Source organism: Corynebacterium guangdongense, from assembly GCF_030408915.1.
Taxonomy (GTDB): Bacteria; Actinomycetota; Actinomycetes; order Mycobacteriales; family Mycobacteriaceae; genus Corynebacterium; species Corynebacterium guangdongense.
Genome location: NZ_CP047654.1, coordinates 1116865 through 1140760 on the forward strand (window position 1 = coordinate 1116865; position 23896 = coordinate 1140760).

20 protein-coding genes and 1 tRNA gene are annotated in these 23896 nt (G+C 68.2%); 9 read left to right on the forward strand and 12 right to left on the reverse strand.

Annotated features, from left to right (window positions below):
* Positions 1-71 precede the first annotated feature (71 nt).
* Positions 72-596, forward strand: coding sequence for a MarR family winged helix-turn-helix transcriptional regulator (locus tag CGUA_RS05335; RefSeq protein WP_290198048.1), 525 nt, complete (start codon positions 72-74; stop codon positions 594-596).
* A gap of 305 nt (positions 597-901) precedes the next feature.
* Positions 902-1087, forward strand: a complete 186-nt coding sequence (locus CGUA_RS05340; protein ID WP_290198321.1) for a PspC domain-containing protein — start codon at positions 902-904, stop codon at positions 1085-1087.
* 182 nt (positions 1088-1269) lie between these two features.
* Here CGUA_RS05340 and CGUA_RS05345 read toward each other — a convergent pair.
* Together CGUA_RS05345 and CGUA_RS05350 are read right to left on the reverse strand one after the other, a co-directional pair.
* Positions 1270-1343, reverse strand: a tRNA-Arg gene (locus CGUA_RS05345).
* Positions 1344-1417: 74 nt separating this feature from the next.
* Positions 1418-3019: an alpha/beta hydrolase gene (locus CGUA_RS05350; RefSeq protein WP_290198049.1), complete on the reverse strand. Its 1602-nt coding sequence runs from the start codon at positions 3017-3019 to the stop codon at positions 1418-1420.
* A 151-nt stretch (positions 3020-3170) separates the two neighbouring features.
* Between CGUA_RS05350 and argS the strand changes: the two genes are divergently transcribed.
* Both argS and lysA read left to right on the forward strand, forming a co-directional pair.
* Entirely contained in the window at positions 3171-4826 is a 1656-nt protein-coding gene (argS, locus tag CGUA_RS05355) for an arginine--tRNA ligase (RefSeq protein ID WP_290198050.1), read from the forward strand.
* Positions 4827-4856: 30 nt separating this feature from the next.
* A complete protein-coding gene (gene lysA, locus CGUA_RS05360) occupies positions 4857-6191 on the forward strand; it encodes a diaminopimelate decarboxylase (protein ID WP_290198051.1) in 1335 nt (444 codons plus the stop codon).
* Here lysA and CGUA_RS05365 read toward each other — a convergent pair.
* The 3 genes from CGUA_RS05365 to CGUA_RS05375 form a co-directional block, all read right to left on the reverse strand.
* Positions 6188-6760, reverse strand: a complete 573-nt coding sequence (locus CGUA_RS05365) for a TetR/AcrR family transcriptional regulator (protein ID WP_290198052.1) — start codon at positions 6758-6760, stop codon at positions 6188-6190. The genes lysA and CGUA_RS05365 overlap by 4 nt on opposite strands.
* A gap of 103 nt (positions 6761-6863) precedes the next feature.
* Positions 6864-7178: a CBU_0592 family membrane protein gene (locus CGUA_RS05370; protein ID WP_290198053.1), complete on the reverse strand. Its 315-nt coding sequence runs from the start codon at positions 7176-7178 to the stop codon at positions 6864-6866.
* 28 nt (positions 7179-7206) lie between these two features.
* A complete protein-coding gene (locus tag CGUA_RS05375; protein WP_290198054.1) occupies positions 7207-7491 on the reverse strand; it encodes a CBU_0592 family membrane protein in 285 nt (94 codons plus the stop codon).
* Positions 7492-7925: 434 nt separating this feature from the next.
* Between CGUA_RS05375 and CGUA_RS05380 the strand changes: the two genes are divergently transcribed.
* From CGUA_RS05380 to thrB, 5 genes are all read left to right on the forward strand, one after another.
* Entirely contained in the window at positions 7926-8423 is a 498-nt protein-coding gene (locus CGUA_RS05380; protein ID WP_290198055.1) for a hypothetical protein, read from the forward strand.
* Between the two features lie 34 nt (positions 8424-8457).
* A complete protein-coding gene (locus CGUA_RS05385) occupies positions 8458-9960 on the forward strand; it encodes a molybdopterin-dependent oxidoreductase (protein WP_290198056.1) in 1503 nt (500 codons plus the stop codon).
* 19 nt (positions 9961-9979) lie between these two features.
* Positions 9980-10672 (forward strand): hypothetical protein, encoded by a 693-nt coding sequence (locus CGUA_RS05390; protein ID WP_290198057.1) that lies wholly within the window; start codon positions 9980-9982, stop codon positions 10670-10672.
* A 361-nt stretch (positions 10673-11033) separates the two neighbouring features.
* On the forward strand, positions 11034-12371 hold the full coding sequence (locus CGUA_RS05395; protein WP_290198058.1) for a homoserine dehydrogenase: 1338 nt from the start codon (positions 11034-11036) through the stop codon (positions 12369-12371).
* A 23-nt stretch (positions 12372-12394) separates the two neighbouring features.
* Entirely contained in the window at positions 12395-13324 is a 930-nt protein-coding gene (thrB, locus tag CGUA_RS05400) for a homoserine kinase (protein ID WP_290198059.1), read from the forward strand.
* 60 nt (positions 13325-13384) lie between these two features.
* Here the strand turns inward: thrB and CGUA_RS05405 are convergent, their stop codons facing one another.
* The 7 genes from CGUA_RS05405 to CGUA_RS05435 all read right to left on the reverse strand — a co-directional run bounded on the left by CGUA_RS05405 (position 13385) and on the right by CGUA_RS05435 (position 23890).
* Complete coding sequence (locus CGUA_RS05405; protein ID WP_290198060.1) at positions 13385-14101, reverse strand: helix-turn-helix transcriptional regulator; 717 nt, start codon at positions 14099-14101, stop codon at positions 13385-13387.
* A 29-nt stretch (positions 14102-14130) separates the two neighbouring features.
* Positions 14131-16059, reverse strand: coding sequence for an ATP-binding cassette domain-containing protein (locus CGUA_RS05410; protein ID WP_290198061.1), 1929 nt, complete (start codon positions 16057-16059; stop codon positions 14131-14133).
* Positions 16060-16079: 20 nt separating this feature from the next.
* On the reverse strand, positions 16080-16865 hold the full coding sequence (modA, locus tag CGUA_RS05415; protein ID WP_290198062.1) for a molybdate ABC transporter substrate-binding protein: 786 nt from the start codon (positions 16863-16865) through the stop codon (positions 16080-16082).
* A gap of 107 nt (positions 16866-16972) precedes the next feature.
* The gene (gene narI / locus CGUA_RS05420; RefSeq protein ID WP_290198063.1) at positions 16973-17755 is read right to left on the reverse strand and encodes a respiratory nitrate reductase subunit gamma; all 783 of its coding nucleotides are present in this window, start codon (positions 17753-17755) and stop codon (positions 16973-16975) included.
* Positions 17756-17784: 29 nt separating this feature from the next.
* Positions 17785-18498: a nitrate reductase molybdenum cofactor assembly chaperone gene (gene narJ / locus CGUA_RS05425; RefSeq protein ID WP_290198064.1), complete on the reverse strand. Its 714-nt coding sequence runs from the start codon at positions 18496-18498 to the stop codon at positions 17785-17787.
* A gap of 2 nt (positions 18499-18500) precedes the next feature.
* Positions 18501-20114, reverse strand: coding sequence for a nitrate reductase subunit beta (gene narH / locus CGUA_RS05430; RefSeq protein ID WP_290198065.1), 1614 nt, complete (start codon positions 20112-20114; stop codon positions 18501-18503).
* Entirely contained in the window at positions 20114-23890 is a 3777-nt protein-coding gene (locus CGUA_RS05435; RefSeq protein ID WP_290198322.1) for a nitrate reductase subunit alpha, read from the reverse strand. Before CGUA_RS05435 ends, narH begins: the two co-directional genes overlap by 1 nt.
* Between the last annotated feature and the right edge of the window lie 6 nt (positions 23891-23896).

Below are 23896 nucleotides of genomic sequence, written 5' to 3' on the forward strand. Positions count from 1 at the left end.
TTTCTGCCCGGCAGGAGACTCTGGTTGGGGACGTTTCACCTTTCCCCCCGGGTGCACTAAAGTTAGTTGACATGAACACAGATGCACGTTGGCTCAACGAGGACGAGCAGGCACTCTGGCGGCTGATGCTGGCCGCCAGCCGCAAGATCACCCGCGCCATGGACGAAACGCTCCAGGCGGGAAGCGAGCTCTCCTCCTCCGAATACTCCGTCCTGGTCTCCCTCTCCGAGGCCGAGGGCAACTCCCTCCGGCTGCGCGACCTGTGCACCGGACTCGACTGGGACCGGTCCCGCACCTCCCATCAGATCACCCGCATGGAACGCCGCGGGCTGGTCACCAAATGCAAGAGCGAGAGCGACGCCCGGGGCGTCGTCGTGACCATCACCGACGAGGGGAAGAGGCGCCTCGACCTGGCCGCGCCCGAACACGTCGAATCCATCCGGCGCGTGATCTTCGACCACATGGACCCCGCCGACCGCCCGGCGCTGACCCGATTCCTGGAGGGCGTGGTGGCCGTGGACAACGTGCCCGGCGCCCCGGGCTTCACCGGCATGATCGTCGACCCCGCCCCGGGCTCAGTCCGCGTCCGGAGGTAACGGCCCACCCACTGCGCCAGCGTTCATCCGTCCACGCCGGCCCGCCCCACATCCGGGGCGGGCCGGCGAGACCGTTTCCGGGGAGCGGGCCACCCCGACGTGCGAATCAGGGAGGAAACCAGGGGGAATCCCTATGTCCTTTGCGCCCGGTCAGGCGTTGAATGGGAGATAGGGAACGAGAGTCCACACCCCCCGAAGGAATGAGAACCATGACCTACCGCAGCGCCTACGACAACATCGACAGCAACTCCATCAACGACGACTTCACCGTCAAGCCCCAGAGCGCCGGCGCCCGTCTCCAGAACATGCTCGGCCGACGCCTGACCCGCTCCACCACCGACAACTGGGTCGGCGGCGTCCTCTCCGGCATCGGTGAGACCTACGGCATCAACACCACCCTGCTGCGCGTGCTGTTCATCGCCTCCCTGATGCTGCCCGGCCCGCAGGTGCTGCTCTACCTCGTCGCCTGGCTGATCATGCCGACAAACTAGCGTCATCAGGCCGCCCCCGGCCCCGCGTCCTTCCCGGGCCGGGGTCTTGTCCTTGCCGGGGTCCGGCGTCCCACAGAACTCCGAACCGGGGTGGTGGCGGGGTGCCCCTTTCGGGCAACGGGTCCGGAAAAGGCGGAAGTCTCACGATATCGTACGGAACGATGTTGTGAGACTTCACACTGTGCCCTCGACAGGATTCGAACCTGCGACCCCTGGTACCGGAAACCAGTGCTCTAATCCTCTGAGCTACGAAGGCGCCGTAGGCGCTGAATCAGGCCTACAAGGTGGATAGCTTAGCACCGGGTTCCGGACGGCACCTAACCACCCCGGTTAAAGCAGTCCCGGGGCGTCGGTGGCGGTGGTGCGGCCGGTGCGCAGGTACTCGACGACGATGTCGTCGACGGCCGTGTTGCCGAGGCCGACGTGGCCGTGGCCCGGGCCGTGGACGGTGACGACATGCGCGCCCATCGGGTCGGCGAGACCGCGGTGGTAGGCGTAGGGGGTCTGCGGGTCGCCGGTGCCGGAGATCTGCAGGGGGCGGGTGGCGAGCTGGGAGCCGTCGTAGCGCTCCGGCCCGCGGACCGGGGTGATGCCGGCGCAGGCCGCGCCGGTGGCGTAACCGGCGGTGTAGGGGGCGCGGGCGTCATAGCTGACGAAGGTGCCCCACAGGTAGAAGGGCAGCCAGCGGTAATCCGGCGCGACGGTGTTCTCGTTGCAGGTGACCATGGTCAGGGTGCCCAGCGCGGCGGCCTGCTGGAAGTTGAGCTGCTCGCGTTCCTCGTCGGAGAGCGCCTCGTAGGCGGAGATCTCTTCCTCGATGAGCGTGCTCGGCTGGGTTCCGTTGACGTGCCGGGCGAGGTCGTCCCACATTTCCGGGCGCGGCAGCGAGACCAGCGTCAGGGCCATGGTGGGGGAGGCGGACTGGTTGGCGCCCGGGTTGAGGGCGCGGGAGACGACGCCGTCGGCCTCGACACGCACCTGGCCGGTGGCGGTCATGACCTCGGCGACGGTCGGGCCGGCCCATTCGAGCCCGGGCGGGACGTCACCGAGCTGGGCCGCCGGCGGGACGGTGGTGGGGTTGGTGCCGGTCTCACGGAGGATGACGTTCGACCAGGAGTTGTAGACCTGCAGGGGAGTGGTGCCGAGGCCGTAGACGTCGTTGCGCTCGGCGGCGAAGCCCATGAAGTCGTAGAGGGCGTTCTCCTGCGCGCGCTGCTGAGACGCGACCAGGCCGTTCCACAGGCCGTTCGGGTCGGCGGCGGAATCCAGCACGAGCTTGTCGACGCGCTGCGGGTACCGCGTCGCATAGACGCTGCCCAGAATGGTGCCGTAGGACAGGCCCATGATCGAGATCTGCTCCAGGTCGAGGGCCCGGCGCACCATCTCCCAGTCCTCGGCGGTGTTGGAGGTCGTCAGGGACTGGGCCAGGCCCGGGTTCCGGTGGTCGCACATCGACTTGATGAAGCCGCCCTGGTCGAGCACCGGCAGGTTGGTGTAGCCGGGATCCGGTTCCAGGCAGTTCATCGGGGTGGAGCCGGGCAGGCCCCGCGGCTGCACCGCGACCCGGTCCCACTCGTCGGTGACGCCGGCCGGCCAGGTGAACACCTCGTCGTTGCCGAAGTAGGTGTAGGCGTCGCCGCCGGGACCGCCCGGGTTGCCGAACAGGGTTCCGCGTCGCGCCGCCGGGTTCTCGGCCGCGAGGCGCACGAACCCGACGGAGATGGTCGGGCCGGCCGGATCGGCGTACTCGCGGGGCACCTCGATGCGCCCGCACTCGGCGGCGGGCTCGGTCACGCGCTCCGGGCAGGCCTCCCAGGTGATCGGCGGAGCGAGAGGGTCGGCGCCGGCCACCGGGGCCGAGGGGATGACGGCCGCACCCGCCGCCACCACGGCGGAGGCGACGGCGGCGGCCAGCTTCTTCAACGTTGTCACGAACAGTCCTCTCAGGGGTCACAGGTGCCCTTTACCCTACGACCTTTTGCCGACCCCGTCAGCCCGATCCCGGAAACCTCCGCGCCTCGCCGGCTTCCGGTGGCCACCTCAGTGCTGCCCGCCCCGACTGTGGGCGCTAAGATTTCGCTTCATGACTCCTGCAGACCTAGCTACCCTCATCCGGGACACCGCCGTCGCCGTCTTGACCGACCGTGACCTGGACGCCTCCGTCGTCCCGGACACCGTCACCGTCGAGCGACCGCGCAACCCGGAGCACGGTGACTACGCCACCAACCTGGCGATGCAGATCGGAAAGAAGGCCGGGGCCGGCAACCCGCGCGAGTTCGCCGTCTGGCTTGCGGACGCCCTCGCGACCGACGCCGCCATCGACGAGGCGTCCGTCGCCGGACCGGGCTTCATCAACGTCCGCCTGGCCGCCGCCGCCCAGGGCGACATCGTGGGCAAGATCCTCGGGCTCGGCGAGGCGTTCGGCACCTCCGAGCTCTACGCCGGCCAGAAGATCAACCTCGAATTCGTCTCGGCCAACCCCACCGGCCCCATCCACCTCGGCGGCACCCGCTGGGCCGCCGTCGGCGACTCCCTGGGCCGCGTGCTCGAGGCCGCCGGCGCCGAGGTGACCCGCGAGTACTACTTCAACGACCACGGCGGTCAGATCGACCGCTTCGCCCGCTCCCTGGTCGCCGCGGCCAAGGGCGAGCCGACCCCCGAGGACGGCTACGGCGGCGACTACATCGAGCAGATCGCCGCGCGCGTCGTCGAGCAGCAGCCGGGCGCCCTCGAGGGCACCGAGGCGCAGGTCCAGGAGACCTTCCGTGCCGAGGGCGTGGAGATGATGTTCGAGCACATCAAGCAGTCCCTCCACGAGTTCGGCGTCGACTTCGACGTCTACTTCCACGAGAACTCGCTGTTCGAATCCGGGGCGGTGGACAAGGCCGTCCAGACGCTCAAGGACAACGGCAACCTCTACGAGGCCGACGGCGCCTGGTGGCTGCGCTCCACCGACTACGGCGACGACAAGGACCGGGTCGTCATCAAGTCCGACGGCGAGGCCGCCTACATCGCCGGCGACATCGCCTACGTTGCGGACAAGTTCGACCGCGGCCACTCCCTGGCCATCTACATGCTCGGCGCCGACCACCACGGTTACGTCGCCCGCCTCAAGGCCGCCGCCGCGGCCCTGGGCTACGACGCCGACCAGGTCGAGGTCCTCATCGGCCAGATGGTCAACCTGCTGCGCGACGGCACGGCCGTGCGCATGTCCAAGCGTGCCGGCACCGTCATCACCCTCGACGACCTGGTCGAAGCCATCGGCATCGACGGCGCCCGCTACTCCCTGGTCCGCTCCTCGGTCGACTCCTCGCTGGACATCGATCTCCAGCTGTGGGCGTCGCAAAGCTCGGACAACCCGGTCTACTACGTGCAGTACGGGCACGCCCGCCTGTGCTCCATCCAGCGTCGCGCGGACGAGGCCGGGGTCAGCGCCGCGGACGCCGACTACGCGCTGCTCACCCATGAGCGCGAGGGCGACCTCATCCGCACCCTGGGCGAGTTCCCGGGCATCGTGACCACCGCGGCGCAGCTGCGCGAGCCGCACCGCGTGGCCCGCTACGCCGAGGAGCTGGCCGGGGTGTTCCACCGCTTCTACGACGCCTGCCAGATCCTGCCGAAGACGGGGGAGGCCCCGGAGCCCATCCACCCCGCCCGCCTCGCCCTCGCCCAGGCCACCCGACAGACCCTCGCCAACGCCCTGCGCCTGGTCGGCGTCAGCGCGCCGGAGCGCATGTAACCACCACCGGTGAAGGAACCCAACACGCCAATGAGCGATTTCAACGATCTGCCCGCACACGTCTGGCCGCGCAACGCCGCCCGTCAGGAGGACGGCGTCGTCACCGTCGCCGGAGTCCCGCTGGCCGAGATTGCCGACGAGTACGGCACTCCGGTCATGGTCATCGACGAGGACGACTTCCGTTCCCGCTGCCGAGACATGGCGGCCGCCTACGGCGGCGGCCACAACGTGCACTACGCCTCCAAGTCGATGCTGACCCGCACCATCGCCCGCTGGGTCGATGAGGAGGGCCTGTCCATCGACGTGGCCAGCGAGTTCGAGCTGGGCATCGCCCTGCGCGCGGATTTCCCGGCGGATCGCGTCACCGCCCACGGCAACAACAAGTCCGACCGCTTCCTCCAGGACTGCGTGGAGTACGGCGTCGGCCACGTCGTCGTCGACCACCCGGCCGAGATCGAGACGCTGGACATGATCGCGCGCTCCCGCGAGAAGATCCAGCGCGTCATGGTGCGGGTCAAGCCGGGCGTCGAGGCGCACACCAACGAGATGATCGCCACCGCCCACGAGGACCAGAAGTTCGGCTTCTCCCTGGCCGCCGGTTCGGCGTGGGAGGCCGCCCGCGCCTGCATCCGCGCGGAGAACCTCGAGCTGGTCGGCCTGCACTGCCACATCGGCTCCCAGATCTTCGACGCCGAAGGCTTCTCCCTGGCCGCCGAGCGCGTCCTCGAGCTCTACGCCCGCATCCACAACGAGCTGGGCGTGACCCTGCCGGAACTGGACCTGGGCGGCGGCTACGGCATCGCCTACACCGCCGACGAGCAGCCGCTGGACGTGGCCACCGTGGCCCACGACCTGCTCACCGCCGTGGACAAGACCGCCGCCGAGCTCGGCATCGAGTCCCCGGCCGTGCTCGTCGAACCGGGCCGTGCGATCTCCGGCCCGGCTGGCGTCACCGTCTACTCGGTCGGCGCGATCAAGGACACCGTCATCGGCGACGGACCGGGGGACACCCGCCGCTACGTCTCCGTCGACGGCGGCATGAGCGACAACGTCCGCCCGGCGCTCTACGGGGCGGCCTACGACGGTCGCGTCGTCGGCCGCTTCCTCGACGGCGAGGCCACCCGCACCCGCATCGTCGGCTCCCACTGCGAGTCCGGCGACATCCTCATCAACGAGATCGGGTTGCCCGACGACGTCGTGGCCGGCGACCTCTTCGCCATGGCCGGCACCGGCGCCTACAGCTATTCGATGAGCTCCAACTACAACGCCTTCCCCAAGATCCCGGTGGTCGTGGTGCGCGCCGGCAAGGTCACGCCGATGCTGCGTCGCCAGACCGTCGAGGACTTCCTCGCGCTGGAGGCCTAGGACCCGCCGCCGATGTAGCTCTTCGGCGGCGTGATGTTCTCGACGGCGAGGGCGATGCGCTCGTCCGTGTATTCACCGAGGCGCATCGTCCGGTGCAGCAGAATCCCCTCGTAGAGGGCGTCGAGAATGAAGGTCGTGTCATCGTCGAAGTGACGGCGCATGACCTCCCGGCAGCGGGACGTCCACTGCGCCGTCACCATCCGGAATCTCGGCCGGCGAAGCGACATCGAGTAAAGCTCCGTGCCCAGGATGATGGAGCGCCGCGATCCCGCCGACGTGCTCAGCATGCGGGCCGTTGCCGTCCGGGCGGAGGCCAGGTCCACCGCGTCGTCGTAGAAGGAGTCGAACTCCTTGACGGAACGGTCGGTGTAGTCGAGGAAGGCGGCCAGGAAAAGATCGTCTTTATCCGCGAAGTAGTACGTTATCGAGCCGAGCGAGACTTGGGCGGCCTCGGCGACCATCCGCATCGTGGTGCCGGCGACGCCGCTGCTGACGATCGAGTCGAGTGTCGCCTCGATGATGCGTTCGCGTCTGCCGTGCTCATGCGCGGTGACGGGTGAATCAAACATGGGTGTCCCTCCGGGATTCGGGTCGAATCAACTGTAGTGGCGGAAAGTGCGAGCACCGCCGAACACTCCGGGGGAGGTTCGGCGGCAGGTGTCTCACTGTTGTCTAGGCGACGGTGGCCGATCGGCGGTTGCGCTTGGTCGTGCCGACCCAGATGTTGCGGCCGGTGCGGGCGGTCGAGGACGCGGTGGCGAGAATTTTCCACGCGCCAAGCAGCGCCACGATGGCCCAGACGACCTCGGTGACGAACAGACCCGGGTTAAGGGGGGTGATGGCGGTGTAGACGAAGCCCACCGCACCGAGGAAGTTGAGCGACTGGTAGATCACGGAGTTGGAGCCGAGATAATCGAAATTGAGCAGTGCGTAGGCGATGACGAAGAAGACACCGGCGATGAGCCCGATCTCGTAGGAGAATTCCATTGTTCTGACCTCTCTGGGACGTGGGGAGTTAGACGGTGGCCGGGGCCCGGTCGGGGACCGTGACGGGGGCCTGACGACGCGCGCGCCAGATCTTGACGACGCCGTAGAGACCTAGTGCGGACCAGATGATCTCGGTGAAGAAGACGCCGGCGTTGAAAGGATTCGCGGCGGAGGCGGCGAGGAAGCCCGCCCCGAGGAAGTTGAGGATCTGGTATGGATAGTCGTCTGTCGTCCACTTGCCGAGGTTGAGCATGGCGAAGGCGAGGAGCAGTACGGCGGAAGCGATGAGACCGAAAATAACCATGGCAGACATGGCGGATCGTCCTTTACATGACGGGATAGGGGGATGCACCCGTGTCACTTCTCCGGTAGCTTGCCTGGACTGGCCGTGACGCCAGTCCGGGTCGGTTGCACATTAATGATCTTATTCTTGCCCGACCAAAGAACAATTAGACCGCAAATCCCGTACAAAACAGATGTGCATACTGTGTGGTCAAGCGGATGCCCTCGCATTTGTACGCTTGTTCGGTCGTGGGGCTTCCATCTTTAGAACTACTCTGAGGACCATGAAACCGGGCCTTGTCCAGACAGATTCGGACACATTCAGGTTTCTCGCCTAGCGCGTCGCCTTCGTTTTCTCCGGCTGGAGGAGGACGCAATCGTCCCATCGCGTACCCGGGCCCGTGAACCCGGGGGCCGATGCTGAGCCCGCGCCACCGGCGACGGGCGTCAACCAAGGAGGTAGACATGTCCGCCGCCCCGGGCACCGTCGACATCAACACCCAGGATGTGAAGCTCCACATCCCGCCGGGCCGCAAGCGAGCCCCGTTCTTTCGCTACGTCCGCTTCAACCTTCCCCGACTGACCAAGGCCGCCATCCTCGCGATCGCTTCCCTTCTGGGAGTATGTGCGGGATACGTGGCACTGGGCGACCACGAGATTTTCCCAGGCGGCGACCAGCTCCTCTGGGGCCTGGTCGCACTGGCCGCGCTCTTCGTTCTCATCGGCGCGGTCACCAAGTTCCGCATCTGGGATTTCGGGCTCCTGCCCGCATTTGCCGCCCTGCTGATCTGGGGGGTCGGCGTCTTCCAGAACGCCCCGTTCGTGTGGAACGGCGCCGGTCTCTATGAAGCCGCCGCATGGAACACGATGATGGTCTGCGCCATCGCCTATCTCGTCATCCACTGGGCCCTCAACTACGGCGTCCTCGTCGCCTACCCGGACGACCAGGGCTTCACGGACTAGCGGCCGGCCCCTTCCCCAGTCAGAAAGAACGAACATGGATTCCGCACTGCTCATGGAGTACCCCTGGTGGCTCCGCGTCGAGCACTTCGTCAACATCATCTTCATCTCGTTGTTCATCCGCTCAGGCATTGAAATCCTGGGCACCTACCCCAAGCTGCACCGCTCGATCCACACTCCGCTGGGCGGGGCCTGGGCACAGTTCACCGTCCAGGAGAAACGCAAGCGCAAGTACTTCCCGGTCTCCGGAGAGTACGACGACTACCACCCGGCCATCTCATTGCCCGGTCACGGTGACCTGGGCCAGGGCCGCTACTGGCACTTCATCTCGGTGGTCCTGTGGGTCACCCTGATGTTCGGGTACTGGGTGCTGCTGCTGGTGACCGGACAGTGGCGCCGCTACTGGCCGGAGGATCTCTCCGTCTTCGGCCAGGCGTGGAACGACCTGGTCAGCTACATGGCCTTCGTCGTCCCGCCGGCCATGGAGGGCTACCCCTTCAACGCCATCCAGCAGCTCTCCTACGGATTTGTCGTCCTCATCCTCCCGCTGTGGATGATGGTCACCGGCGCCTTCCAGTCGCCGGCGATCAACAACCACTTCCCGCGCATCTCCAAGGCGATGGGCGGGCGCCAGGTCATTCGTACCCTGCACTTCTGGGGCCTCATGGCCTACTTGATCTTCGTGGTCATCCACGTCGCCATGGTGGTTCTCCACGGCTGGGGAGCGGAGACCGCGAAGATGGTCTTCGGCGATGAGGGCAACCCCGTCGTCGCGGGCATCATCTACATCGTCGGCCTGCTGTTCATCGTCTGGATCAACGTCTGGGCCACCAAGACCTCGACCAACAACCCGAAACTGATCGAGCGCGTCCAGAACGCGCTCGTGCGTCCGTTGACCCGCACGCTGCGTAAGCTGCCGTCGCGGCAGTTCGACTCCAGGCAGGAGGTCACCCCGTGGGGTGAGCACCGTTCCTCCGGCATGCCGCCGTCGAGCGAGGAGTACGCCGCACTGGTCTGCAACGACTACGAGGAGGACTTCGTGTTGGAGATCGGCGGGTTCGTCGAACGCCCCATGCGCCTGACGCTGGCGGACCTGGCGGAGATCTCCCAGGGCCACGCCCAGACCACGGTGCACCACTGCGTGCAGGGATTCAGCTCCGTCGGCCGCTGGAACGGCGTCAAGCTCTCCGACCTCATTGAGCTGGCCAAGCCGCTGGACGGCTGGTCCGACGTCAACGTCCTTTCCTTCCAGAACATGACGCGCGACGACGACCTCTACTCCGGCTCCTACTACTACGAGACGATGCCCAGGGAGGAAGCGCTGCAACCACAGACGCTCATCGCCATCGGTTACGACGGCCGCGAGCTGCCCATGAAGTCCGGTGCCCCGTGCCGCCTGAGGCTGGAAACCTCCACCGGATTCCGCTCGGCCAAGTGGATCGAGCGCATTGAGATTACCAACCGTTTCGACATCATAGGCAACGGCATGGGCGGGTTCTTCGAGGACACCGACTCCTATGACCGCCTGCAGATGATCTAAGGGAGGAAGAGACACCGCTATGCGTTCCCTGTACCAAGACATCGAGCTGGATGAGGCCCAGGTTGGCATCGTCCGCGAATACCTGCGCACCGTCAACTTCCACTTCGCCGGGGGAACCCCGGAGGAATTCAAAATCAACCGCACCGCCCGCTACCTCGGCTACATGTTCCAGAAGGAAGATCTCGAGGCCTTCGGCGTCGGCCTGAAGTCGACGACTCCCGGACTCGAGGGCTACAACACCTTCGTCCGCATGTCGCGGGAGCAGCTGCTGGGACGGGACAACCCCAAGGTGCTCCCCGTCAACGAACCGGTGCTGGCGTCGTCGGCCATGACGATGCAGCGCTTCTGGGAGTCCCCGGCCGGTCCGGCCACCCACGGCGTCGACGCCTACGCGACCGACGAGGGGCTGCCCGGCGGTGACGTGGACCTGGACATGCTTGAGGCCACCCTGCGTGACTGCCTCGACTTCCGCGGCGGCCGACCGGTCCACCTCGCCCAGGAGATCCTCGACCTCAAGGTCAACTGGGGCACGCTGCTGGCCGGGCGTTACCCGCGCCTCAAACACTTCGAGCGCCAAGGCAGGCTCTCTGCCTCCCAGGCCGCGCGACTGGTGGCCTTCGAGGAAGACGTCCGTGTCCACTCCGCGGTGCTGGAGTCGCTGGAGCTGCCGACGCTAGCCGCGCTCGACACTGCGCCGGTGGTCAACGGCTGAGGCGTTTCACGCGTCGACATGCACAGGGCCCGCCTTTCCCGCAGCCAGGGGAGAGGCGGGTCCTTGTTTCCGGCGGCCAGGGCCAGGGGAGCCGGTCCGGGGTCCGTGGGCGCCCAACTCTCGGGAATCCAGGCGGGCCAGCGTCAGCGCCTCCGAATCTTCACGATAAGACGCGTTTCCAGTCACGTAGCGCGACCACCGGTTGTCCCGTATCGTGGACAAACAGTCTCACCCCCAAGTCCCCAAGACAGAGCTGTCTGGTTTAGACTGGCGGGGACGCAGGACCCGTCGCCGAGCCGACGGAACCTGCCTTTGACATGTACGCCGCTCGGACCACCGCAACAGAAACACCAGGAGAACCATGACCGCCACCGCGCAGACCTCGTTCAACCCGGGAAAGGGAGTCGGCCAGCCGGTCGGCGTCGCCGTTCTCGGCATGGGTACCGTCGGTACTGAGGTCATTCGACTCATGCAGGAGTACAGCGACGAATTCGCGGCCCGCATTGGCGGCCCCCTGGAGCTGAAGGGCGTGTCCGTCTCCGACCTGGAGAAGCCGCGCCCGGGCGTGGACCGCGAGCTGCTGACCGATGACGCCATGAGCCTCGTGCAGCGCGACGACGTCGACATCGTCGTCGAGGTCATCGGCGGCATCGACTTCCCGCGCCGCGTCGTCCTGGCCGCGCTGAAGGCCGGCAAATCCGTCGTCACCGCCAACAAGGCCCTCGTCGCCGCCCACGCCGACGAGCTGGCCGCCGCCGCCGACGAGGCGGGCGTCGACCTCTACTTCGAGGCCGCGGTCGCCGCCGCCATCCCGGTCGTCGGCATGCTCCGCCGTTCCCTGGCAGGTGACCAGATCCAGCGCATCTCCGGCATCGTCAACGGCACCACCAACTTCATCCTCGACGCCATGGAGTCCACCGGCGCCACCTACGAGGACGCCCTGGCCGAGGCCACCCGCCTGGGTTACGCCGAGGCTGACCCGACCGCCGACGTCGAGGGCCACGACGCCGCCTCCAAGGCCGCCATCCTCGCGTCCCTGGGCTTCCACACGCGCGTGACCTTCGGTGACGTCTACTGCGAGGGCATCACCAAGATCACCGCCGCCGACATCGAGGCCGCCCGCAAGGCCGGCTACACCATCAAGCTGCTGGCCATCTGCGAGAAGATCGAGGTGGACGGCGAGACCAAGGTCAATGCCCGGGTCCACCCGACCCTCATCCCGTCCGAGCACCCGCTCGCCTCGGTGAAGGAGTCCTACAACGCCATCTACGTCGACGCGGAGGCGGCGGGTTCCCTGATGTTCTACGGCAACGGCGCCGGCGGCGCCCCCACCGCTTCCGCGGTTCTCGGCGACCTCGTCGGCGCGGCCCGCAACAAGGTCCACGGCGGTCGCGCCCCGGGCGAGAACACCTACGCCAACCTGCCGATCGCCGATTTCGGCGAGGCCATCACCCGCTACCACATTGACATGACCGTCGTGGACCGGGCGGGCGTGCTGGCCGAGCTGGCCCAGAAGTTCGCCGACGCCGGCATCTCCCTGCGCACCCTGCGCCAGGAGGAGGGCGAGCGCCACAACTACGCCCGCCTCGTCGTCGTCACCCACTCCGCCCGTGAGGCCGACCTGCAGAAGATGGTCGAGGAGCTGGAGGCGCTCGACGACGTCCAGCGCATCGACAGCGTCATCCGCCTCGACAGCTAACACGAGGGCAAGGACACCAGCAGATGAGCATTGAACTGATCCCCGGCACCGTCGCCAAGGTGCGCGTGCCCGCCTCCTCGGCAAACCTCGGGCCGGGTTTCGACACCCTGGGCCTGGCCGTGGCCCTCTATGACACCGTCGAGGTCGAGGTCACCTCCTCCGGCCTGGAGGTCGTGGTCTTCGGCGAAGGCGAGGAGGACCTGCCGCGCGACTCCTCCCACCTGGTGGTCAAGGCCATCAACTCGGGCCTGCGTGCCGCCGACGTCACCGCCCCGGGCCTGCGCGTGACCTGCCACAACACCATCCCGCAGTCCCGCGGCCTGGGCTCCTCCGCCGCGGCCGCCGTCGCCGGCGTCGCCGCCGCGAACGCGCTGGCCGGTGACGTGCTCTCCACCGAGGAGATCGTCCAGCTGTCCTCGGCCTTCGAAGGCCACCCCGACAACGCCGCCGCCAGCGTCCTCGGCGACGCCGTCGTGTCCTGGACCGAGATTCCGGTCGACGGCAAGTCCCAGCCGACCTACCGGGCCGTCGGCCTCAAGGTCCACGAGGACATCCGCGCCACCGCCCTGGTGCCGAAGTTCCACGCCTCCACCCAGGCCGTGCGCAAGGTCCTGCCGGAGCAGGTCACGCACATGGACGCGCGCTTCAACGTCTCGCGCGCGGCCGTCATGGTCGTCGCGCTGCAGAACCACCCGGAGCTGCTGCGCGAGGGCACCCGTGACCGCCTGCACCAGCCCTACCGCGCCGACGTCCTGCCGGTGACCGCGGAGTGGGTCAACAAGCTGCGGAACCGCGGTTACGCGGCCTACCTCTCCGGCGCCGGCCCGACCGTGATGATCCTGTCGACCGAGAAGGTCGACGCGAAGATTCTCGACGAGGCCCGGGCGGACGGCCTCGGCGTCTACGAGCTCGAGATCGCCGGGCCCCTCAAGGTCACGACCGAACAGGTCTAGCCCCGGACACGACGAGAGGGCCTCCCGGGCGGGGGAGACCCTCTCTTCTGCTTTCCTGGGCTAGCGGGCCGTCGCCTGACCGTCGTCCAGGTGGACGCCGCACTGGTGATGGGCGTCGAAAGGCGTGAGCTTGATGGTGCGCCGGCGACCGGCGGTCTCGGTGATGAAGCCCTCGTGCATCGCGCACACGAAGGGGGAGGGCAGCTCGCCGTCCTCGGTGATGAAGGGGCAGGAGTTCAGGCCGATGACCGTGTCGGTGTCATGGGCGTCGGCCTCCCGGATGACCGGGTCGAAGCCCATGGCGCGCAGCTTGGAGTTGAGCACCTCCAGGGACTGGTCGTTGTGCAGGTCGCTGTCGGGGTTCTCCGCCTCGCGCATCTCGGCGGCCCACTTGCGCCCGATCTCCCGCGCCATTTCCAGGGAGGCGGGGCTGAGGGAGTCCTGATTCGAGACGATCTCGGTCAGCACCTCGATGAGCGAGACGTACTCGTTGGCGATCTCCCGGTTGTCCGGCACGCGGACGTGGAAGATGAGGGAGGGGCGGCCCCGGCCCTTGGCGGCGGCGGTCTCGACGCGCACGGCGCCCTTGGACTCGAGCTCGTCGAGGTGGCCTCGGGCGGTGTTGACGTGCATGTTGAGCGCGTTGGCGATGTCCACGGCGCGGGCGCCGCCGTCGAAGCCCTGCAGGACGTTGAGTACCTCCCGCTGCTTCGGGCTCAGGTTGAGGGACTCGGGAAATAGTTCCGTCGCCGGACGGGGCGGAGTGTGCTGTGGCACAGCGTTGTCCTTCCTTCGTGTCATCGGTGTCATCCGCGCGGATGAACCACCACCGACAACGCCTTGGTTACGCACTCGACGGCAATCCCGGGCCCGAGCTCCAGATCCAGCGCCGAGGCCCGGGTGACCGGTACCGTGAGGCGGCCGCCGCCGGTCAGGTCGACCACGACCTGCGTCGCGACCGCGCTGGCCGCGGTGACCGTCACCACGGTTGCCGGCCAGACGTTGCGGGCCGACTCGCGGATGCCCGCGTCGTGCCCCGGCAACCGCAGCGTGATCGCCTCGGGAGCGACCGTCACGATGGCCTGGTCCCCGACAGTCACGCTGCCGGGGTCCACACCCTCGCTCAGGACTCCCTGAATATCGAGACCGTGAGAGTTAACCCTCATATTATCTGATGATTTTTCCGAAACAAAGCCAGTCAGGCGATTGAGACCCGCGATCTCGGCGAGGAAATCATTCGGCGGCACGTTCAGGAGCTCGTCGGTCGGGCCCGCGGCCACGACCCGGCCACCGTCCACGACCACCAGCCGGTCGGACAATCCGGCCACGTCCAGCGGGTCGTGAGTGACCAGGATGGTGGTGCGGTCGGCGGCGGTGGCGCGCAGCAGTCGGCGCCAGCGCGCCGCGGAGGCGACGTCCACGGCCGCCAGGGGTTCATCGAGGATGAGGACCCGCGGCCGCGTCGCCAGCGCACGCACCAGAGCGACCTGCGCGGCCTGCCCGCCGGAGAGCGCGGCGACGGTGACCTCGCCCAGGTCGGTGAGGCCGGCGGCGTCGAGAAGCTCGCGGGAGCGCCGCCGGTCACGGGTGACCATGTCCAGCGCGCCGAGGACCGTGGTGAACCGCGGCAGTCCGGGGCGCTGGGTCAGCAGGACGACGCCCCGCTCGTGGGCCGGGACGAAGCGGTCGCCGCCGTCGACGCCGCGTTGGCCGATCCGGACCTCCGCGCCCCGCAGTCGCCCCGCGATCAGGCCCATCAGCGTGGACTTGCCGGATCCGTTCGGGCCCACGACGGCGCTGATCCGATCGGCCGGGAACACGGTCCCGTCGACGGTGACCTCCTCGCCGCCGGCCCCGGGCCGGGTCAGGTCGCGCAGCCGGTGGGTGTCGAGCGGCCCGATGGCGCGGGCGAGGGGTTCGGCGTCCCGCCGCAGCAACGCCGGCACTGAGGCCAGCGCGAGCACGCCGACCGCGAGGATGATGAGGATCGCCGACAGCGCGTAGGCGGTGTCGCGGTCGACCTCACGCTCCAGGTAGATCGCCAGGCTCATCGTGCGGGTGACCCCCGGCATGGAGCCGGCGAAGGTGATGGTGGTGCCGAACTCGCCCAGCGAGCGGGCGAAAGCCAGGCCCGTGCCGGTGGCGATGGCCGGGGCGATCGTCGGCAGGATGATGCGGCGCAGCACCTCCCGGGGACGCATACCGACGCCCGCGGCCGAGGCCGGGATCTCCCGGTCTATCTGGCGCAGCGCGGAATCCACGGTGACGATGACGAAGGGCAGCGAGACGAAGGTGTGGGCGACCACCACGCCGGGGAACTGGAAGGCGAACTGCAGCCCGAGCGCGTCCAGCAGGGGCTGGAGCACCCCGCGGTTGCCGACGGCCGCGCTCAGCGCGAGGCCGGAGACCACCGGGGGCATGGCCAAGGGAAGCAGGACCAGCAGCCGCGCGATCTGCCCGCCCCGGCGGAAGGACTGGATCCACACCGCGAGACTGACGCCGAGCACCAGGGCCAGGGCGGAGGAGAGGACCGCCGCGGTGAGAGTCAGCCGGAGCAGCTCCCGGGTGCCGGGCTCGAGGAGGATGCGGCCCAGCTGCGTCCAGGGAACCCGCAGCCCGAGCGCGAGGATCGGCGTCAGAAGGTAGGCGGCGGCGATCAGCGCCAGCACGGCGAAGAGCGTGGGGACCTGTGGCCGGGCCGGGCGCGGGGCGGAGGAGGCGGGGCGGGCGTTCACGGGGTGGTCAGTCTCCAGTCTCAGGCCGCCGGGATGAAGCCGGCGTCGGCGAGGGCCGCCGTGATCTCCTCGGAGAGGAGGAGATCGACGATGCGACGGGCTTCGGCCGGGTGCGGGGAGGCGGTGGCCACGGCGACGAACAGGGTGTTGGGGAAGTCGGCGGCCTGCGGGATCTCGATGATCTCCACGTCCCCGCCGGCGGCCCGGGCGTCGCTGCGGTAGACCCAGCCCGCGTCGGCCTCACCGTTCTGCACCTTGCCCAGCACGTCGCCGACCGCCCCCTCGAGGGACACCGGGTGGACGCGCAGCCCGTTGGCGTCGATGAGCCGCTCGGAGACCTCGCCGCACGGCACCCGAGGATCACACAACACGAGATCCACGCCCTCGTCGGCGAAGTCGGCGACGGAGCCGACGTCGGCGGGGTTGCCGGCGGGAACGACCATCACCATCGAGTTGTGTGCCAGTTCCTGCGGCGACCCGACGGTGCCGTCCGCGAGGGCGCGGTCCATCGACCGTCGGTCGGCGGTGATGAGAACGTCGGCCGGGGCGCCCTCGAGCAGCTGGGTGACCAACGTGCCCGAGCCGTCGTTGTTGATCTTGACGTCGAGCGGGGGATCGAGGCGCCGGGCGGCCGCCGCCAGCTCGTCGTTGATGACCCTGGTCGAGGAGGCCCCGAAGATCCGCACCTCCACCGTGCCCGTGGCCGAACTCGGGCCGGCGCTCGAGCAGGAGGCGAGGAGGAGGCCGGCGGCCGCCAGCATGAGGGCGGTGGCGTGGTGACGCAATCCACTCGGGGTCGTGGGCATGGTTTCTCCTGGGGTCGGTCTCGTCTTCACGTTATCTACCCCGCGTTGAGTCGGGAAAACCAGTCCGCTCCGGCGGGGCCGGAGCGGACGCGGGGGAGGTGGGGCGGTCACGCGCCGCGGGAGGGCGCCTCCGAGGGCTCGAGCCGCTCGGTCTGCGAGCGGATCGGCTCCCAGGCCTGGTGGCTGCGGCGCGGGGTGGTGCGCACGTCGCGGGAACGGTAGACCACGTAGGGGCGGCTGACGTAGCCGACCGGGGCGGAGAGAACGTGCACCAGACGGGTGAAGGGAGCGACCGCGAAGAGGGTGAAGCCGGCGATGATGTGCAGCTTGAAAGCGACGGGCACGTCGGCCATGAGCTCCGGGTGCGGGTTGAAGACCAGCAGCTGACGGATCCACGGGCTGATGGTCTCGCGGTAGTCGTAGCCGTGGCCGGAGGTGAAGACCTGGGTCTGAAGCGTCGCCCAGAAGCCGGTGAAGATGGCCAGCGCCAGGAAGACGTACATGACCTTGTCGGAGCCGGAGGTCGACAGGAACACCGTGCGGTGCTTGATGCGCCGGTAGAGCAGGCCCAGGATGCCCAGGGTGGTCATGACGCCGGCGATGGTGCCCGGGATCACCGCGATCCAGTGGTAGACCTCGTCGGAGATGCCCAGGCCGCGGGTCCAGGTGTTGGGGATGGCCAGGCCCATGATGTGGCCCAGCACGACCAGGATGATGCCGTAGTGGAAGAGCGGGGAGGCCAGACGCAGGATCCTGGACTCGTAGATCTGGGAGGAGTGGGTCGTCCAGCCGAACTGGTCGGTCCGCCAGCGCCAGATGAAACCGATGACGCACAGGCCGATGGTGAGCCAGGGGTAGGCGACCCAAAGGAAGATTTCAAAAGTACTCATGGTCTTGGAGCTCCAGAACTGGGTAGGGGTCAGAGGAGGTCCGGCTGAGCGGACGGGAACGGAAGGGTGGCGTTGATGCCGACCATCTCCGCCGGCGGACCGGAGCGGATGAGGTCGATGTAGCTGTTGGCGGTGTCTTCGTCAATCTCCGGCATGGCCATGGCCACCGCCACCACGACGTGGGAGTAAGGAGAGCCGAGGTTCTGCAGCGCGCTGCGCAGTACCTCGATGCCGTCCCGGTGCGCCGCCAGCAGCTCGACGGTCTCCTCGTGGACGCGGCCCTCCGAGCGGGCGATGGCCTCGAGGATGACGGTGAGATGATCGGGGAGCTCATCGGTCAGCTCCTCAAAACCGAGCTGTTCCAGCGCCTGGCGGAAGGCCAGGATCGCGGTGCCGCGCTGCCGGGTGTCGCCGGCGGTGTAGTACGACAGGAACAGCGAGCAGCGACGCTTCTGGTCGAAGGTCTCCACGTAGTGCTCGGTCAGGCCGCGGGCGCCGAGGTCACGGGCGTGCCTCGTGAAGCTGGCCAGCTGATCGGCGATGGCGCCGGGCAGCAGCGGCAGCTGCGCGTCGACGGTGTCGAGCAGGCCGAGCACCTCCGCCTCGTCCGGGTAGTCCAGCAGCAGGGAAGTGGCCATGGCGACCAGACGGCGCTGCTCGTCGGTGACGGCCACCGCCGCCGTGACGTCGTGCGGGACTCGGCCGCCCGGGGTGCGTCGACCCGCTGTGGGGGGCAGGGCCATGGCTAACCGTCCTTCCTGGGCGGGAACATGCCCTCGGGGCGCTCGCCCGACCAGGACAGCAGCGAGACGGTGCCGCCACCGGCGGCCTCACCGTGGTCGCCGCACCCGTCGGAGCAGGCCTCCGGCGCGCCCATGCCCAGGTCCGGGAACTTGTCCATGGCCTTGGCCGGGTCTGTGTCGCCGAAGGGGTCGAGGCTGGCGATGCCGCGCGGGGTCTCCGGGGAGGCGGTCGGGATCACGTAGCGATCGTCGTACTTGGCCACGGCCAGCAGGCGGTACATCGCCTCAACCTGCCGGCCGGTCATGCCGACCGCGGCGGCGATCTCCTCCTGCGGCGGGGCGCCGAGGTTGATGTCACGCATGTAGGAGCGCATCGCGACCAGGCGGCGCAGCGACTTCTCCACCGGGGCGGTGTCGCCCGCGGTGAACAGGCCGGCCAGATAGTCCAGCGGGATACGCATGTTGGACAGCGCGGAGAAGAGCACCTTGTGGTCCTCACCGTCGCTGCCGGTCGCGGTGACCTGGTCGACGATGGGGGACAGCGGCGGGATGTACCAGACCATCGGCAGGGTGCGGTACTCCGGGTGCAGCGGCAGGGCGACCTCGTAGGTGAAGATCAGGTCCCAGATCGGGGACTGCTGGGCGGCGTCGACCCAGGAGTGCGGGATGCCGGCGCGCTCGGCCTCGCGGACGACGGCCGGGTCGTGCGGGTCGAGGAGGATGTCCTTCTGCGCCTCGAAGAGGTCCTGCGGATCTTCGGTGGCGGCGGCCTCGGCGACGCGGTCGGCGTCGTAAAGCAGCACGCCCAGGTAGCGCAGGCGACCCACGCAGGTCTCGGAGCAGACGGTCGGCTGGCCGACCTCCAGGCGCGGGTAGCACAGCGTGCACTTCTCGGCCTTGCCGGACTTGTGGTTGAAGTAGACCTTCTTGTACGGGCAGCCGGAGACGCACATGCGCCAGCCGCGGCAGCGGTCCTGGTCGACCAGGACGATGCCGTCCTCGGCGCGCTTGTACATGGCCCCGGACGGGCAGGAGGACACGCACGTCGGGTTGAGGCAGTGCTCGCAGATGCGCGGCAGGTAGAACATGAAGGAGTCCTCGATCTCCTTCTGGACCTTCAGGTTCATGTCCTGCAGGACCGGGTCCTGCGCCTGCAGCTCCTGGGAGCCGCCCATGTTGTCGTCCCAGTTGGAGGACCAGGAGATGGTGTCGATCGGGCGACCGTCGAGCTGGGAGACCGGGCGCGCCGTCGGCTGGGTGTGCAGGCCCTTCGGCGCGGTGAGCAGCTTGTCGTACTCGTAGGTCCACGGCTCGTAGTAGTCCTCGATGGAGGGCAGCTTCGGGTTGGAGAAGATGGTCATCAGCTTCTTCAACCGTCCGCCGGCGCGCGGCTTGAGCTTGCCGCTGGAGGTGCGGACCCAGCCGCCCTCCCACTTGTCCTGATCCTCCCAGCCGCGCGGGTAGCCCACGCCCGGACGCGTCTCGACGTTGTTGAACCAGATGTACTCGGTGCCCTGGCGGTTCGTCCACGCCTGCTTGCACGTGACCGAGCACGTGTGGCAGCCGATGCACTTGTCCAGGTTCATGATCATTGCGATCTGAGCCATGACCTTCATTAGAACTTAACCTCCTGGGAGCGGCGACGGATACGGGTGACCTCATCGCGGTTGTTGCCGGTGGGGCCGATGTAGTTGAAGCCGTAGGTCAGCTGGCCGTAGCCGCCGGCGACGTGGATCGGCTTGATCATGATGCGGGTCAGCGAGTTGTGGGTGCCGCCGCGGCGACCGGTGTGCTCGTTGAGCGGGGTGCCGACGGTGCGTTCCTGGGCGTGGTTCATGATGACCGTGCCCTCCGGGATGCGGTGCGAGACGATCGCACGCGCGGAGACGACGCCGTTGCGGTTGTAGGCCTCGATCCACTCGTTGTCCTTGACGCCCACCTTCGCCGCGTCCTTGTCGGACATCCAGATGACCTGGCCGCCGCGGGAGATGGACAGCACGTGCAGGTTGTCGAAGTATTGGGAGTGGATGGACCACTTGTTGTGCGTGGTCAGGTAGCGGACGGTGACCTCCGGGTCCCCGTTCTCCCCGGGCAGCAGCTGGCCCGGGTTGTCCTCGCCGTTGAGGTGCATCTTGTCCAGCGGCGGCTTGAAGATCGGCAGCTGCTCGCCGTAGTCGATGTACCAGTCGTGGTCGAGGTAGTAGTGCATGCGCCCGGACAGGGTGTGCCAGGGCTTGTCCCACTCCAGGTTGATGGAGAAGGCGGTGTAGCGGCGGTTGTCGCGGGTGTCCGCGGACCACTCCGGGGAGGTGAAGACCTGCTTCGGACGCTCCTTGACGTCGTCCCAGGTGATCTTGTCGTTGACGCTTCCCGACGCCAGCGGGGACATGTCCACCCCCACGCGCGCGCCCTGGTTCCGGAAGCCCTCGGCGGCGACCTCGCCGTTGGAGACGCCCGACAGGTGCAGGATCATGTTGATGACCTTGGTCGCCGAGTCCAGCGACGGGCGCTCGCCCGCCACCGAGGTCGGGGAGGTGCCGTTGATCAGCGCCAGCTCCGCGGCCTGCTTCTCGACGTTGTACGGGGTGCCGTGGACGTTGGTGCCCAGCTTGGCCGTCAGCGGGCCGAAGTGCGTCCACTTCTCGAAGACCTTCGAGTAGTCGCGCTCGACGACGGCCAGCTTGCCCATCGTTTTGCCCGGGATGAGCCCGACCTCCGCCACGTCCGGGACGACGCCGTTGGGCATGCCCAGCTCGTCGGGGGAGTCGTGGCCCAGCGGGGAGAGGACGACGTCGGTCTGGACGCCGAGCCACCTGGTCGCCATCTGGCTGAAGGCGTCGGCCAGGTCGCGGAAGACCTCGAAGTCGGAGCGGGTCTCCCACGGCGGGTTGATGGCCGCGTTGAAGGAGTGGATGAACGGGTGCATGTCCGTGGTGGACAGGTCGTGCTTCTCGTACCAGGTCGCCGCCGGCAGGACGATGTCCGAGACCAGGGTCGTCGACGTGTTGCGGAAGTCCGTCGTCATCATCAGGTCGAGCTTGCCCTGCGGTGCCTCGTCGCGCCAGGTGATCGACTGCGGGCGCTCGTGCGGCTCGAGCTCCGTGGCGGTGGCGTCGGAGTCGACGCCCAGCATGTGACGCAGGAAGAACTCCGTGCCCTTGGCGGAGGAGCCCATGAGGTTGGTGCGCCAGTTGAGCAGGATGCGCGGCCAGTTCTCCGGGGCGTCCGGATCCTCGCCGGCGAACTTCATGTTGCCGCTCTCCAGCTCGGAGACGACGTAGTCCTTGACGTCCATTCCCGCGGCCTCGGCCTGCTGTGCCAGCAACAGGCTGTTGCGGTTGAACTGGGGGTAGGACGGCATCCAGCCACGCTTCATGGCCTCGACCAGGGTGTCCGACAGTGACTTGTCGCCGACGGTGCCGCGGTTGGCCAGCGGCGAGGCCAGCCGTGCCGCCTTGGAGTTGTCGTAGCGCCACTGGCCGGTGGTCAGGTAGTAGAAGCCGGTGGTGATCATCTGGCGCGGCGGGCGCGACCAGTCGGTGGCGAAGGCGTACTGGCCCCAGCCGTTCTGCGGGCGCAGCTTCTCCTGACCGACGTAGTGGGCCCAGCCGCCGCCGTTGCGGCCCTGGGTCCCGCACATGTTCGTCAGCGACAGGAAGGTCCGGTAGATGTTGTCCGCGTGGAAGTAGTGGTTGACGCCGGCGCCCATGATGATCATGGAGCGGCCCTCGGAGTCGGCCGCGTTCTGGGCGAACTCGCGCGCGACGCGGACACAGCCGGCGACCGGGGTGCCGGTAAGGCCCTCCTGCCAGGCCGGGGTGCCCGGGACGGTGGCGTCCTCGTAGCCGGTCGGCCACACGCCCGGCAGGTTCAGCTCCGGACGGTTGACCGCGTAGTGGGCGAGCAGGACGTCGTAGACGGTGGTGACCAGCCTGCCCCCGACGCGGCGCGCCGGGACGCCGCGGTGGACGGTGCCGGCGCCGATCGGGCCGTGCTGCTCGCCGGGGACGTAGGCGCCCGCGTCCAGGTCGAAGCGCGGGAAGACGACCTCGGTCGGCTCGTAGTGGTCGGTCTCCGCGATGGACAGGACCGGGTCGACGCCCTCGAGCTTAAGGTTCCACTTGCCCACGCCCTCCTCACCGTGGCGGTCGGCGACGGTGCCGCCCGGGTCGACGACGCGGCCGTCGGCCTCCATGGTGAGCAGGCGGTGGGTGGCGTTGGCGGAGTCGGCGAGTTCATCGTCGACGTCGCCCATCCGGGAGGCGGTGAGGAACTTGCCGGCGGTGTAGGTGCCGTCGCCGTGCTCCTCGAGCTCCACCAGGAACGGGGAGTCGGTGTACTTCTGCATGTAGCTGAGGAAGTACCGCTCCTGCCTGCCGACGTGGAACTCGTTGAGGATGACGTGGCCCATGGCGAAGGCCAGCGCGGCGTCGGTGCCCGGCGAGACGCGCAGCCACTCGTCGGCGTGGACGGTGTTGTCGGCGAAGTCGGGCGAGACCACGACGACCTTGGTGCCGCGGTAGCGCACCTCGGTCATGAAGTGGGCGTCCGGGGTACGGGTCACCGGAATGTTGGAGCCCCACATCATCAGGTACGAGGAGTTGAACCAGTCACCGGACTCGGGGACGTCGGTCTGGTCGCCGAAGGTCTGAGGGGAGGCCGGCGGCAGGTCGGCGTACCAGTCGTAGAAGGACAGCGCCATGCCGCCGATCAGCGAGAGGAAGCGGGTGCCGGCGCCGTAGGAGACCTGGCTCATGGCCGGGATGACGGTGAAGCCCGCGATGCGGTCCGGTCCCCACTGCTTGACGGTGTAGACGTGCGCCGCGGCGGCGATCTCGATGGCCTCGGTGTAGGAGGTGCGGATCATGCCACCCTTGCCGCGCTGGGAGATGTAGGCCTGGCGTTTGGCCGGGTCCTCCACGATGGAGCGCCACGCGAGCACCGGATCTCCGTACTGCTCCTTCGCCTCGCGGTACATGTCCACGAGCACGCCCCGCACGTAGGGGTAGCGGATACGGGTCGGGGAGTAGGTGTACCAGGAGAAGGAGGCGCCGCGCGGGCAGCCGCGGGGCTCGTAGTCCGGCATCTCGGAGCCGGTGGTGGGGTAGTCCACGGCCTGGGACTCCCACGTGATGACACCGTCCTTGACGTAGACCTTCCAGGAGCAGGAGCCGGTGCAGTTGACGCCGTGGGTGGAGCGGACGACCTTGTCGAAGGACCAGCGGTTGCGGTAGAAGACGTCGGCCTCGCGCCCGCCCTTGAGGAAGATCTGCTGACCCTGCGGGCCGACGTTGCCCCGGCGAACCCGGCCGCCGAGCTTGAACAGCGGGTTGACGTTCTCGCCGTCGGAGTGGGTCTGGGACGAGGTGGTGGAAGCGGTGGTCACCGTCAGTTCCCT

Bases quoted from the DNA above. Each gene is read 5' to 3' on its own strand.
- narH (WP_290198065.1), bottom strand. From the start codon at position 20,114: ATGAAGGTCATGGCTCAGATCGCAATGATCATGAACCTGGACAAGTGC.
- CGUA_RS05335 (WP_290198048.1), top strand. From the start codon at position 72: ATGAACACAGATGCACGTTGGCTCAACGAGGACGAGCAGGCACTCTGG.
- thrB (WP_290198059.1), top strand. From the start codon at position 12,395: ATGAGCATTGAACTGATCCCCGGCACCGTCGCCAAGGTGCGCGTGCCC.
- CGUA_RS05340 (WP_290198321.1), top strand. From the start codon at position 902: ATGCTCGGCCGACGCCTGACCCGCTCCACCACCGACAACTGGGTCGGC.
- narI (WP_290198063.1), bottom strand. From the start codon at position 17,755: ATGAGTACTTTTGAAATCTTCCTTTGGGTCGCCTACCCCTGGCTCACC.
- CGUA_RS05375 (WP_290198054.1), bottom strand. From the start codon at position 7,491: ATGTCTGCCATGGTTATTTTCGGTCTCATCGCTTCCGCCGTACTGCTC.
- modA (WP_290198062.1), bottom strand. From the start codon at position 16,865: ATGCCCACGACCCCGAGTGGATTGCGTCACCACGCCACCGCCCTCATG.
- narJ (WP_290198064.1), bottom strand. From the start codon at position 18,498: ATGGCCCTGCCCCCCACAGCGGGTCGACGCACCCCGGGCGGCCGAGTC.
- CGUA_RS05370 (WP_290198053.1), bottom strand. From the start codon at position 7,178: ATGGAATTCTCCTACGAGATCGGGCTCATCGCCGGTGTCTTCTTCGTC.
- CGUA_RS05395 (WP_290198058.1), top strand. From the start codon at position 11,034: ATGACCGCCACCGCGCAGACCTCGTTCAACCCGGGAAAGGGAGTCGGC.
- CGUA_RS05380 (WP_290198055.1), top strand. From the start codon at position 7,926: ATGTCCGCCGCCCCGGGCACCGTCGACATCAACACCCAGGATGTGAAG.
- CGUA_RS05385 (WP_290198056.1), top strand. From the start codon at position 8,458: ATGGATTCCGCACTGCTCATGGAGTACCCCTGGTGGCTCCGCGTCGAG.
- argS (WP_290198050.1), top strand. From the start codon at position 3,171: ATGACTCCTGCAGACCTAGCTACCCTCATCCGGGACACCGCCGTCGCC.
- CGUA_RS05365 (WP_290198052.1), bottom strand. From the start codon at position 6,760: ATGTTTGATTCACCCGTCACCGCGCATGAGCACGGCAGACGCGAACGC.
- lysA (WP_290198051.1), top strand. From the start codon at position 4,857: ATGAGCGATTTCAACGATCTGCCCGCACACGTCTGGCCGCGCAACGCC.
- CGUA_RS05390 (WP_290198057.1), top strand. From the start codon at position 9,980: ATGCGTTCCCTGTACCAAGACATCGAGCTGGATGAGGCCCAGGTTGGC.